This is a genomic window from Streptomyces sp. cmx-18-6, from assembly GCF_046548915.1.
Lineage (GTDB): Bacteria > Actinomycetota > Actinomycetes > Streptomycetales > Streptomycetaceae > Streptomyces.
This window is the reverse complement of the sequence record NZ_JAEBEP010000001.1, coordinates 1,072,969-1,085,274: the sequence shown is the minus strand read 5'-3', so window position 1 is coordinate 1,085,274 and position 12,306 is coordinate 1,072,969. Positions and strand designations below refer to the sequence as shown.

The 12,306-nt window shown below is 71.0% G+C and carries 12 protein-coding genes and 1 other RNA gene; 11 read left to right on the top strand and 2 right to left on the bottom strand.

Going from position 1 to position 12,306, the window contains the following annotated elements:
* Positions 1 to 301 precede the first annotated feature (301 nt).
* From ACLJPL_RS04875 to ACLJPL_RS04860, 4 genes are all read left to right on the top strand, one after another.
* Positions 302 to 2,002, top strand: coding sequence for a serine/threonine-protein kinase (locus ACLJPL_RS04875; RefSeq protein ID WP_411079381.1), 1,701 nt, complete (start codon positions 302 to 304; stop codon positions 2,000 to 2,002).
* A gap of 186 nt (positions 2,003 to 2,188) precedes the next feature.
* Positions 2,189 to 3,436 (top strand): serine/threonine-protein kinase, encoded by a 1,248-nt coding sequence (locus ACLJPL_RS04870; RefSeq protein WP_411079380.1) that lies wholly within the window; start codon positions 2,189 to 2,191, stop codon positions 3,434 to 3,436.
* 93 nt (positions 3,437 to 3,529) lie between these two features.
* The gene (gene prfB / locus ACLJPL_RS04865; protein ID WP_411079379.1) at positions 3,530 to 4,636 is read left to right on the top strand and encodes a peptide chain release factor 2; all 1,107 of its coding nucleotides are present in this window, start codon (positions 3,530 to 3,532) and stop codon (positions 4,634 to 4,636) included.
* 353 nt (positions 4,637 to 4,989) lie between these two features.
* Positions 4,990 to 5,928 (top strand): hypothetical protein, encoded by a 939-nt coding sequence (locus tag ACLJPL_RS04860; RefSeq protein ID WP_411079378.1) that lies wholly within the window; start codon positions 4,990 to 4,992, stop codon positions 5,926 to 5,928.
* Between the two features lie 192 nt (positions 5,929 to 6,120).
* Here ACLJPL_RS04860 and ACLJPL_RS04855 read toward each other — a convergent pair whose 3' ends face one another.
* A complete protein-coding gene (locus ACLJPL_RS04855) occupies positions 6,121 to 6,321 on the bottom strand; it encodes a hypothetical protein (protein ID WP_411079377.1) in 201 nt (66 codons plus the stop codon).
* A gap of 260 nt (positions 6,322 to 6,581) precedes the next feature.
* Between ACLJPL_RS04855 and ftsE the strand changes: the two genes are divergently transcribed.
* The 5 genes from ftsE to ssrA all read left to right on the top strand — a co-directional run bounded on the left by ftsE (position 6,582) and on the right by ssrA (position 10,513).
* The gene (ftsE, locus tag ACLJPL_RS04850) at positions 6,582 to 7,271 is read left to right on the top strand and encodes a cell division ATP-binding protein FtsE (protein WP_411079376.1); all 690 of its coding nucleotides are present in this window, start codon (positions 6,582 to 6,584) and stop codon (positions 7,269 to 7,271) included.
* Between the two features lie 56 nt (positions 7,272 to 7,327).
* On the top strand, positions 7,328 to 8,248 hold the full coding sequence (gene ftsX / locus ACLJPL_RS04845) for a permease-like cell division protein FtsX (RefSeq protein ID WP_411079375.1): 921 nt from the start codon (positions 7,328 to 7,330) through the stop codon (positions 8,246 to 8,248).
* Positions 8,249 to 8,316: 68 nt separating this feature from the next.
* Entirely contained in the window at positions 8,317 to 9,498 is a 1,182-nt protein-coding gene (locus ACLJPL_RS04840) for a S41 family peptidase (protein ID WP_411079374.1), read from the top strand.
* Positions 9,499 to 9,516: 18 nt separating this feature from the next.
* On the top strand, positions 9,517 to 10,005 hold the full coding sequence (smpB, locus tag ACLJPL_RS04835) for an SsrA-binding protein SmpB (RefSeq protein WP_411079373.1): 489 nt from the start codon (positions 9,517 to 9,519) through the stop codon (positions 10,003 to 10,005).
* Positions 10,006 to 10,125: 120 nt separating this feature from the next.
* Positions 10,126 to 10,513: a transfer-messenger RNA gene (ssrA, locus tag ACLJPL_RS04830) on the top strand.
* Between the two features lie 105 nt (positions 10,514 to 10,618).
* Here ssrA and ACLJPL_RS04825 read toward each other — a convergent pair.
* A complete protein-coding gene (locus ACLJPL_RS04825; protein WP_411079372.1) occupies positions 10,619 to 11,455 on the bottom strand; it encodes an alpha/beta fold hydrolase in 837 nt (278 codons plus the stop codon).
* Between the two features lie 59 nt (positions 11,456 to 11,514).
* Here ACLJPL_RS04825 and ACLJPL_RS04820 point away from each other — a divergent pair, with 59 nt between their 5' ends.
* Positions 11,515 to 11,919, top strand: coding sequence for a MerR family transcriptional regulator (locus tag ACLJPL_RS04820; protein ID WP_411079371.1), 405 nt, complete (start codon positions 11,515 to 11,517; stop codon positions 11,917 to 11,919).
* 18 nt (positions 11,920 to 11,937) lie between these two features.
* A complete protein-coding gene (locus tag ACLJPL_RS04815; RefSeq protein WP_411079469.1) occupies positions 11,938 to 12,276 on the top strand; it encodes a dihydrofolate reductase family protein in 339 nt (112 codons plus the stop codon).
* Positions 12,277 to 12,306: the final 30 nt, after the last annotated feature.

Below are 12,306 nucleotides of genomic sequence, written 5' to 3'. Positions count from 1 at the left end.
TCAGGGGCCCACGGCGAGGGTTGCCGGCCGCATTCTCGACGGGCATACGGCACTTCTGTTCGAGTCTCGGATTCCCTGGCTACGGTCGGGTGCGGCAACCATCTGTCCGATGTGCGCGTCTTCCCCCGGAACGCGACCCCCGGAACCCTTCTCCGACGACACCCCGGCCCCTTGTCCAGCGGCATTAGAGTGGGCCGGAACATGGGCCCGGAGTATCGGCGACATGGGCCGGAGTGCCGGCCCGGGACAGCCGGGCGGGCCCGGGGACCGCAAGCACCACGATCAGCAGGGAGCGCATGACGTGCGGCCGGTAGGCAGCAAGTACCTGCTCGAGGAGCCGCTCGGACGCGGCGCCACGGGCACCGTCTGGCGAGCCCGCCAGCGGGAGACCGCGGGCGCCGAGGCGGCCGTCGCCGGGCAGCCCGGCGAGACCGTGGCGATCAAGGTCCTCAAGGAGGAGCTGGCCAACGACGCCGATGTGGTGATGCGGTTCCTGCGGGAGCGCTCGGTCCTGTTGCGGCTCACACACCCGAACATCGTGCGCACCCGCGACCTGGTCGTCGAGGGCGATCTCCTCGCCCTGGTGATGGACCTGATCGACGGCCCCGACCTCCACCGCTATCTGCGGGAGAACGGTCCGCTCACCCCGGTCGCCGCTTCCCTGCTCACCGCGCAGATCGCGGACGCGCTCGCCGCCAGCCACGCGGACGGCGTCGTCCACCGCGACCTCAAGCCCGCCAACGTGCTGCTCGACGAGCGCGACGGCGGCATGACCCCGATGCTCACCGACTTCGGCATCGCGCGGCTCGCGGACTCCCCGGGGCTCACCCGGACGCACGAGTTCGTCGGCACCCCCGCCTATGTGGCGCCGGAGTCCGCCGAGGGCCGTCCGCAGACCTCCGCCGTGGACATCTACGGCGCGGGCATCCTGCTGTACGAACTCGTCACCGGCCGCCCGCCGTTCGCCGGGGGCACCGCCCTCGAAGTCCTGCACCGGCACCTCAGCGAGGAGCCGCGCCGCCCCTCCACCGTCCCCGAACCGCTCTGGACGGTCATAGAGCGCTGCCTGCGCAAGGACCCCGACCAGCGGCCCAGCGCCGAGAACCTGGCCCGCGCGCTGCGTACGGTCGCCTCGGGCATCGGCGTCCACGCGAACTCCGCCCAGATCGCCGCCGCCGATGGGGTGGGCGCCCTGCTCGCCCCCGACCCGGCGCCCGCCGCCGTCCCGGAGACCCCGGGCGCGGCCGACCTCACGCAGGTGCTGCCGAGCAACGCGGGCTCGTACGACCCCGCCGCCGCCACCAGCGTGCTCCCGCAGACCGGGAACCCGAGCGGCCCCGGCGGCCAGGGCTACGGCAACCAGGGCCCCGGCGGCCACGCCGACCCGACCGCCGTCCTGCCGCCCGTGCCGCACCCGGACGGGCCGCCGCAGCCGGACGGCCCGCACCCCTGGCAGTCGCAGCTCCAGGCGGCCCGCGACCGCAACGATCAGACCCAGGTGCAGTACCTGGACCCGAGCCAGGACCCGCTGCGCCGCCGCCCCCAGCGCCAGGCGCCCCAGCAGCCTCCCCAGCGGCAGCAGCCCCCGCAGCGCCAGCAGTACCCGCCGCAGCACCAGCAGCAACAGCGCCAGCAGCAACCCCAGCGCTACCAGCAGCCGCAGCAACGGCACCAGCCGCAGCGGCAGCAGTACGCGCCCCCGCAGCCGCAGCAGCCCCAGCAGCCCGCCCCGCGCCCGTCGCGGGAGCCGCGTCCGCCGAGGCAGCGCAGCGCCAACCCGATGCGCATCCCCGGCCTCGGCTGCCTCAAGGGCTGCCTGTTCACCCTGGTCCTGCTGATCGTGGCCGGCTGGCTCATCTGGGAGCTGACCCCGCTCCAGGACTGGGTCGCCCAGGGCAAGGGGTACTGGGAAGCGATCGGTGACGCGATCGGCACGGTCACCGACTGGATCTCCGAGATCGGTAAGGCCACCGGAGACGGCGGGGGTTCGGGCGGGGCCTGACGCCCGCACCGGGCCATGGGCGGGCGCCGGACGGCCGTACCGCCCCGACCCTGTCCCTTTGTCGACTTCTCCGGGCCGATTTGGCCCGGAGAAGTGCAGGTTGGCGCCATCCCGGGCACGCGGCACCTCGAACGCCGCGTAACTTTGTCGACCGGGGGTCCACCGCCAGCCGCTGAGGGAGCAGTCTTGGCACGGAATATCGGCAGCCGGTACACGGCCCACCAGATCCTGGGGCGCGGCAGCGCCGGCACGGTGTGGCTCGGCGAAGGGCCCGAGGGCCCGGTCGCCATCAAGCTGCTCCGTGAGGACCTCGCGTCCGACCAGGAGCTCGTGGGCCGCTTCGTACAGGAGCGCACCGCTCTGCTCGGGCTCGACCACCCCAACGTGGTCGCCGTCCGGGACCTCGTGGTGGACGGCAACGACCTCGCCCTCGTCATGACCCTCGTACGCGGCACCGACCTGCGCACCCGCCTGGACCGCGAACGCCGCCTCGCCCCCGAGGCCGCCGTCGCGATCATCGCGGACGTCGCCGACGGGCTCGCCGCCGCCCACAAGGCCCAGGTGGTCCACCGGGACGTCAAGCCGGAGAACATCCTGCTCGACATGGAGGGCCCCCTCGGCCCCGGCGGCGCGCACCCGGCCCTGCTCACCGACTTCGGCGTCGCCAAGCTCATCGACACCCCGCGCCGCGCCAAGGCCACCAAGATCATCGGTACGCCGGACTACCTGGCCCCCGAGATCGTCGAGGGCCTCCCGCCGCGCGCCGCCGTCGACATCTACGCCCTGGCGACCGTCCTGTACGAACTCCTCGCCGGCTTCACCCCCTTCGGCGGCGGCCACCCCGGCGCGGTGCTGCGCCGCCACGTCACCGAAACCGTCGTCCCGCTCCCCGGCATCCCCGAGGAGCTCTGGCAGCTCCTGGTGCAGTGCCTGGCCAAGGCCCCGGCCTCCCGGCTGCGCGCCTCGGAGCTCGCCGTACGCCTGCGGGACCTGCTCCCGCTCCTCGCCGGCATCCCGCCCCTGGACGTGGACGAGCCCGGCGGCGACGAGGGGGAGCAGCAGGCCCCGGCGTACGACGAGCAGCAGTACACCCCGTCCGCCGAGGAGCCGCGCCGGCGCGGGGCGGTCCCCCTGGTGCCCGGGTCCTCCCCGGACTCCAACCGGGACACCCACACGAGCATGCGCGTCCCCGCCCCCGACGAACTGGCCGGCGGCCCCCTCGGCACGGCCCGGGCCCCGCGCGCGCCCGGGAAACCGCGCCCCGGCTCCGCCCGTAACAAGGCGGCGGCCGTCCGCAAGCGGCGCATCACCCTGGGGGCGGCCGCCGTCCTGCTCTGCGCCGCCGTCGTGGTGGGCGGCCGGCTGGCCACGGGCGGCGGCGACGGCGATCCGGCGCCCCAGGACAGCGAGAACTCGGCTCCGGCGATCCCGTAGGCAGCCCCTGGGGCCGCCCTTTCCCCGGCCCTTCCCCGGCCCGTTCCCCCGGGGGAGGGCAAGCTTTATCCGCCATGCCGTTACGCTGGACCCGTGGCAGTCGTCGATATTTCCGAAGAGCTGAAGTCCCTCTCCTCGACCATGGGGTCGATCGAGGCCGTCCTGGACCTGGATGCGCTGAGGGCGGACATCGCCGCGCTCGAGGAGCAGGCAGCGGCGCCGTCCCTGTGGGACGACCCGGAGGCGGCCCAGAAAATCACCAGCAAGCTTTCGCACCTCCAGGCCGAGGTCCGCAAGACCGAGACCCTGCGCGGCCGCATCGACGACCTCGCGGTCCTCTTCGAGCTCGCCGAGGACGAGGGCGACGCCGACGCCCTGGCCGAGGCGGAGACCGAGCTGGAGTCGGTGCGCAAGGCGCTCGACGAGATGGAGGTCCGCACCCTCCTGTCCGGCGAGTACGACGCCCGCGAGGCCCTGGTGACCGTCCGGGCCGAGGCCGGTGGCGTCGACGCCGCCGACTTCGCGGAGAAGCTCCAGCGCATGTACCTCCGCTGGGCGGAGCGGCACAACTACAAGACCGAGGTCTACGAGACCGCGTACGCGGAAGAGGCCGGCATCAAGTCGACCACCTTCGCCGTCCAGGTCCCGTACGCCTACGGCACGCTCTCCGTCGAGCAGGGCACCCACCGCCTGGTCCGGATCTCGCCCTTCGACAACCAGGGCCGCCGCCAGACGTCCTTCGCGGGCGTCGAGGTCCTCCCGGTCGTCGAGCAGACCGACCACATCGAGATCGACGAGTCCGAGCTGCGCATCGACGTCTACCGCTCGTCGGGTCCCGGCGGACAGGGCGTCAACACGACGGACTCCGCGGTCCGGCTGACCCACCTGGCGACCGGCATCGTCGTCTCCTGCCAGAACGAGCGCTCGCAGATCCAGAACAAGGCGTCCGCGATGAACGTCCTCCAGGCCAAGCTCCTCGAGCGCCGCCGCCAGGAGGAGCAGGCGAAGATGAACGCGCTCAAGGGCGACGGCGGCAACTCCTGGGGCAACCAGATGCGTTCGTACGTCCTGCACCCGTACCAGATGGTCAAGGACCTGCGTACGGAGTTCGAGATGGGCAACCCCGAAGCGGTCTTCAACGGCGAGATCGACGGCTTCGTCGAGGCGGGCATCCGCTGGCGCAAGCAGCGCGAGAAGTAGCCTCCGCCGTACGACGGTTGGGCCCGGACAGTCACCTGTCCGGGCCTTCCGCGTTCCGGGAGCGCTGCGGTGAGTTGGGGGGAAACTGTGCCTGATGCGTCACAGTCGTGGTTCCGAACAGCCGTCAAGTCCCCTCATACGGGGGCGTAGTGCGCGGAACGGCCTTGACGGAATCCTTAACCCTGGCCAGGGTGCTGGAGCAGCATGCGTATGTCCGGGACGGGTGTGAACCCGGGGGCCGGCGGGGTGACCACGACACGACGTGGCCCCGCCGGGGACGATTCCCCGCAGGGCCGCCGTGGCCTGCATATGGCTGCTCCACTGACGAGATCGGCTACTGGGGGTAGCAACAGATGACGAAGAAGACGCGCGTTCGTTTCGCGCGGATAGCCGCGGGCGCGGTTATCGCCGCGGGCGCCTCGCTGACCGCCGCGGGTGCGGCGCAGGCGGTCGGCATCGGTATCGGCGTGGACTCCGGCGTCGACGACGTCCAGGTCCAGGCGGGCCTGGGCGGCGACAGCACCGGTGCCGCCGAGGGCGCCGCCGGCGCTGTCGACCAGGGCGGCACCACGGGCGAGGCCACCACCGGTGAGGCGACGACCGGTGAGGCCACGACCGGTGAGGCCACCACGGGTGAGGCCACCACGGGTGAAGCCACGACCGGTGAAGCCACCACTGGCGAGGCCACCACGGGTGAGGCGACGACCGGTGAGGCCACCACGGGTGAAGCCACGACCGGTGAAGCCACCACCGGCGAGGCCACCACCGGCGAAGCGACGACGGGCGAGGCCACCACCGGTGAAGCCACCACGGGTGAGGCCACGACGGGCGAGGCCACGACCGGTGAGGCCACCACGGGCGAGGCGACGACCGGCGAAGCCACCACGGGCAACAACGGCGGCAACGGCAACACCGGCGGCAACGGCGGCAACGGTACGTCCGGCACCACCGGCGGCAACAATGGCGGTTCCGGCAACACCGGCGGTTCCGGCGGCGAGGACGGCGGCACCACCGGCTCCGCCACCGCGGGCTCCGCCACCTCCGGTTCCGCGACCGGCGGCGGCGACGACGGCGCCTGCACCGTCGACGCGGACGGCGTCGCGTGCGAGGACGGCACGGACACCGACAGCGTCGGCAACCAGCCGGTCGAGCAGAGCAAGGGCAAGGAGGAGCTCGCCGAGACCGGTGCGTCCGAGACCGCCTTCCTGGTCGTCGGTGCCGCGACGATGATCGCCGGCGGCATCGGCTTCCGTATCCTGCCGCGTCTGGTCGGCGGCCGTACGGTCGTCTAGGACTCGCTGAAGACCGCGTACGGGGGTTCATCGAGCCCCGTACACGGTCGGCACGGCACAGAGAAGGGCCCGGGGAAGCTGTCCATGGCCTTCCCGGGCCCTTCTGCGCGTGTGAGCCGCCCCAGCGGCCGTACAAGGACGTGTCGGACGGGTCAGGCCGTCCGGTGGGCCACAGGTGGGCCGACGGACGGATCAGGCCGTCTGGTGGGCCAGCAGCGCGAGCGCCGTCAGCAGCACGACCATCAGCGCGATCAGCATGGCGGGACTCATCCCGGCCAGCGGGCCCTGTCCCTGCTCCTCCAGCATCTGCTGCCGCACGGCACGGCAGACGCGGCACCGCCCCTCGCTCACGGGGGCCGCGCAGTTCGCGCACACCAGTCGGTCATAGGTCATGCGCATTCCTCCTCCCGCGCGGCGGAGCCGCTGACTGCTTCTCTCTCCGCACAACGCTCCGGGAAACGCAACCGTTCCCCCCACCACTGTGCCAGCTCCCGCCGGTTTCGGCGCGGCCCGCCGGACAAGGTAGGGCCCGACCCGATACGTACCGGACGGCGATCCACCATAAATCGCCCATTGCCGGACGGCGACTGCACGCGTGAGCCCGGTTCGCGTATGGTCACGCTCACCTACTCCCGGCCGACCGTGGTGCATCCGTGATCCGATTCGACAACGTCTCCAAGACCTACCCGAAGCAGACCCGACCGGCTCTGCGCGATGTCTCGCTGGACATCGAGAAGGGTGAGTTCGTCTTCCTGGTGGGCTCCTCCGGCTCCGGCAAGTCGACCTTCATGCGGCTGATCCTGCGCGAGGAGCGCGCCAGCACGGGCATGGTCCATGTGCTCGGCAAGGACCTCGCGCGGCTGTCCAACTGGAAGGTGCCGCAGATGCGCCGCCAGCTGGGCACGGTCTTCCAGGACTTCCGCCTGCTGCCCAACAAGACCGTCGCGCAGAACGTGGCCTTCGCCCAGGAGGTCATCGGCAAGCCCCCCGGCGAGATCCGCAAGGCCGTGCCCCAGGTCCTCGACCTCGTCGGCCTCGGCGGCAAGGAGGAGCGGATGCCCGGCGAGCTCTCCGGCGGTGAGCAGCAGCGTGTGGCGATCGCCCGTGCCTTCGTCAACCGCCCGATGCTGCTGATCGCGGACGAGCCGACCGGCAACCTCGACCCGCAGACCTCCGTGGGCATCATGAAGCTGCTGGACCGGATCAACCGGACCGGCACCACCGTGATCATGGCGACCCACGACCAGAACATCGTCGACCAGATGCGCAAGCGCGTCATCGAGCTCGAGCAGGGCCGTCTCGTACGCGACCAGGCACGCGGCGTCTACGGCTACCAGCACTGACCGGGGGGCCCGCGGGCCCCCCGTGCGTTTCGAGCATCGAGTACTGAAAGGACGCCATGCGCGCCCAGTTCGTCCTGTCGGAGATCGGCGTCGGTCTCCGTCGCAACCTCACGATGACCTTCGCCGTCGTGGTCTCCGTCGCCCTCTCGCTCGCCCTGTTCGGGGGCGCACTGCTGATGCGCGAGCAGGTCAGCACGATGAAGGACTACTGGTACGACAAGGTCAACGTCTCGATCTTCCTCTGCAACAAGAACGACGCCAAGGACATGCCCAAGTGTGCCAAGGGCGCTGTCACGGCCGAGCAGAAGAAGCAGATCAAGGCCGACCTGGAGAAGATGGAGGCCGTCCAGAAGCCGGTCCACTTCGAGACGGTCGACGAGGCGTACAAGCACTACCAGGAGCAGTTCGGGGACTCCCCGATGGCGGGCAACATCACGCCCGACCAGATGCAGGAGTCGTTCCGGGTCAAGCTGAAGGACCCGCAGAAGTACAAGGTCGTCGCGACGGCCTTCGCGGGCCGGGACGGGGTGCAGTCCGTCCAGGACCAGCGGTCCATCCTGGACAACCTCTTCGAGCTGATGAACGGCATGAACGTCGTCGCGATCTACGTGATGATCCTGATGCTGGTCATCGCGTTGATCCTGATCGTCAACACCGTGCGCGTCTCCGCCTTCAGCCGGAGACGTGAGACGGGCATCATGCGCCTGGTGGGAGCCTCCGGCTTCTACATCCAGGCCCCCTTCATCATGGAGGCGGCCGTCGCCGGCCTGATCGGCGGCCTGCTGGCCTGCGCGATGCTGCTCGGCGGCCGGTACTTCCTGATCGACGGCGGCCTCGCCCTCCAGGAGAAGCTGAACCTGATCAACTTCATCGGCTGGGACGCGGTCCTCACGAAGCTCCCGCTGGTGCTCGCGATCGGCCTCCTGCTGCCCGCCGTCGCCGCTCTGTTCGCGCTGCGCAAGTATCTGAAGGTATGACTTATGCCTCCTGGGGCGCGCGGGCAACTACCCGTGCGCCCCAGGAGGCTTGTCCTAGACTCGGCGTCATGTCGGGTTGTACGCACCGCTTCCGGCCCCGCCGCATCGGCCGCGGGGTGGCCCTGACCTTGCTCTTCGGATGCGTCCTCGCCACCGGCGCGGCGACCGGTTCGCTGCCGCAGGACCCCGACCCCGAGCTTCCGGCGCGCGCCGTCTCCTCCACCGTCGCCCCGGTCGACCGCGAGGAGATCGAGGGCGCGGCGGCGAGGGCCGAGGCGGACGGGAAGTCCGTGAAGGACGCGGCCGAGGAGGTCGTCAGCCGCAGCGGGGACCGCTGGGGGGCGGTCTACGACGAGCGGGAGTACGAGGAGTTCGAGCAGTCCCTCGACGGCTCGTACCTGGGCGTCGGCCTGACCGCCCGCCGCACCGCGCGCGGCGGCGTCGCCGTCTCCCGGGTCCAGCCCGGCGGCCCCGCCGACCGGGCCGGCGTCCGCGAGGGCGACCTCCTCCGCACCATCGACGGCCGCCGGGTCGAGACGCGCCCCGTCCCCGAGGTGGTCGCCCTGCTGCGCGGCGACGGTACGGGAGCGGGGGAGGGCTCGCGCGTCGCCCTCGGTCTCGTACGGAAGGGCCGGGCCGCGACGAAGACGCTGGAGCGCGTCCGTCTGACCACCGACCCCGTCACCGTGAGCCGGCTGGGCTCCGGCCCCTCCTCCGCGGTCCTCGTCAAGGTCGCCGCCTTCACCAAGGGGGCGGGCGAGGAGGTACGGGACGCGGTCCGCGCCGCCCCGCCGCACGCCGGGATACTGCTCGACCTGCGCGCCAACTCCGGCGGCCTGGTCGCCGAGGCCGTCACCGCCGCCTCCGCCTTCCTGGACGGCGGCCTGGTCGCCACGTACGACGTACGGGGGGAGCAGCTCGCCCTGCACGCCGACCCGGGCGGCGACACGGAGCGGCCCGTGGTGGTCCTGGTCGACGGCGGCACGATGAGCGCGGCCGAACTGCTGACCGGGGCCCTCCAGGACCGGGGCCGCGCGGTCACGGTCGGCTCGCGCACCTTCGGCAAGGGCTCGGTGCAGATGCCCAGCGAGCTCCCGGGCGGCTCGGTGGCCGAGCTGACCGTGGGCCACTACCGCACCCCGGCCGGCCGCACCATCGACGGCCGGGGCATCACACCCGACCTGGTGGCGCGGGAGAGGGCCCAGCAGCGGGCCGAGACGGTATTGAGTGGCCTCGGGGGTGGGTCGTAGTGCGAAAATGACCGCACTATGGCAAAGGAAAAAGACACCGGGCGCAAGATGATCGCGCAGAACAAGAAGGCGCGGCACGACTACACGATCCTCGACACCTACGAGTGCGGCCTCGTGCTCATGGGCACGGAGGTCAAGTCCCTGCGCATGGGCCGGGCCTCCCTGGTCGACGGGTTCATCCAGATCGACGACCACGAGGCGTGGCTGCACAACATCCACGTACCGGAGTACGTCCAGGGCACCTGGACCAACCACGCGGCCAAGCGCAAGCGCAAGCTGCTCCTGCACCGGGCCGAGATCGACAAGCTGGCCTCGAAGTCCCAGGAGAGCGGCCACACGATCGTGCCGCTCGCCCTGTACTTCAAGGACGGCCGGGTGAAGGTGGAGATCGCGCTCGCGAAGGGCAAGAAGGAGTACGACAAGCGCCAGACGCTCCGCGAGAAGCAGGACACGCGGGAGACGAACCGCGCCATCTCGGCGGCCCGCCGGCGTCAGCGCAGCGCCTGAGAAGCCCCGTCCGGGCCGGCCCGGGCCCGCCCGGGAGGAATACGCTGGCATCGTCCCGCGTTGGTCACGTACGATGGGCCGTGCACCTCACCGAAGGCGCACGTTTTGAAAAATCAACATGGGGATGATCGGTTTCGACAGCGGATGTCGAAGCAGGGGAAGCGAGTCGAGGAAGCGGCAATGATCTCGTAAACCATATGTCGCAAACAATAATCGCCAATTCCAAGCGCGATTCCTCCGCCTTCGCCCTCGCTGCCTAATTAGCAGCTAAGCGAAGACTCTGCGGAGTGTCAGCCCGGGGGTGATCCCGACCCGGATCCTGGCATCAACTAGGGATCTAAACTTCTCGGCCCGGCCACGGGGCCGAGAAGGAAATCAAACAGTGGCTGGGCCTGTCGGAGGCTTGTTCGCGTGACCTCCGGGGCCGAGAAAAGCGCAGCGAACTGCACTCGGAGAAGCCCTGGTTCCGCACCGTTGGACGCGGGTTCGATTCCCGCCATCTCCACCACCCCATGTAAACCTCTGCCCCGCGAGTTCGCTCGCGGGGCAGAGGTTTTTTCGCGCCCGTGCGGCTCGTCGAGCTGTTCACGGCTCGCTCCCCGGCAGGCCGAACCTATCGGGCGCGACTTTCGCGGAGGAAGCGGGTGATGAGGATGGCCCATTGCTCGGGCCGCTCGACGAAGGGAAGGTGCCCGGTGGCGATCTCGGCGTACTCCGCCCCGGGGATCGCCTCGGCGAGTTGCCGGTGGTGGTACGGAGTGACGAGCTGATCGAGCGTGGTGGAGGCGACGAGGGTCGGCACGGTGATCGTGGCGAGGTCTCCCCGGACGTCGACACCGTCGATCAGCAGGTCGAGGTGGTCCGGTGTGCCGGGCGGGACGGTGGCCGAGGTGGTCTTGACGGCGGTGTCGAGGTCGTCCTGGGCGATGGCGTCCAGGACCGGGGCGCTGAGTCCGATCAGGGACACGAAGGCGGCCAGCCGTTCGAGGTCGCCCGCACGGAGCAGGTCGCGCCAGAGCCGGGCCGCCAGCAGGAGCCGCGGATTGGGGTGGGCGAAGCCCGCGGTGAGGACCAGGGCGGTCACCCGCTCGGGGTGGCGGGCGGCGGCCCGGACGGCGACCGCGCTGCCCAGCGAGTACCCGGCGACGGCGAAGGCATCCAGGCCCTCCTCGACGGCGGCGGCGACCAGTTCGTCGGCCAGGCCGTCCAACGTGAGTGGCGCATCGGCGCGCCGGGTGCGGCCGGTGCCGGGGTAGTCGGGGCCGACGACCGTGTGCTGCGCGGCCAACGTATCCATGATGGGGCCGTAGTTGGCGTCGATGCCGCCGCCGGCGCCATGGGCGAGCAGCAGGCCGGGGCCGCTGCCGCGCACGGTGCGGCCGAGGCTTGGGGCGGGCAGAGCAGGGGACATGGTTCTCGGTCGGTGCGTGGGCACTGGGCTGGTGGTCATGACCGGGACGCTAAAGTCTCACATCAATGTGAGAGTCAATGGGGTGAGGTGGAGGTCACATGCGCATCGGGGAGATGGTCCGCCGCACCGGAGTGAGCGAGCGACTGCTGCGCTACTACGAGGAACAGTCCCTGCTGGCTCCGGCGAGGCTGCCGAGCGGCTACCGGGTCTACAGCGACGCGGACGTGGACACGGTCCGGCGCATCCGCGCCCTGCTCTCAGCCGGCCTGCCGACCGCCACCATCGCCCAGGTCCTGCCGTGCGTCCGCTACGACGGTCCGACCCTCGCACCGGTGTGCTCCGACCTGGTGGCGGAACTGCGCCGGGAGCGGGGCCGCATCACCGAAGCGATCAAGGATCTGCAGGCGTCGCAGGAGATGCTCGACACGGTCATCGCCGCAGGCCCGACCGACGCCGACGCCGACGCCGACGCAGCGAGCCGGGGGCCGTTGCCGGGGCGATGAGCCCCTGCGGTGGCCGCGATGAACGCGATGCCCAAGTACGTGGCCTCCCGCACACTCAGGGACCCCGGCTGGGCGAACACAACCGTGCTCAACGCGGATCTCACGGCGGAGATCAGACGCATCAAGGCCGCGTCCGAAGAGGAGACGGTGGTGCTGGGCAGCGGAGGGTTGCTCGGAACCCTGATGGAGGCCGGTCTCGTCGACGAGTACCGGCTGCTGGTCTTCCCTCTGATCCTGGGGAGGGGGAAGCGGCTCTTCACCGACGGCATGGGGCCGCGCGACCTGACGCTCACCGCCACGGAGCCGACACCGTCCGGCGTTTTGATCAACACCTACCGGTGCCGTGCCGAAGGCTGAGGTCTCCGGTCACCTCGCTGACCAGATGAA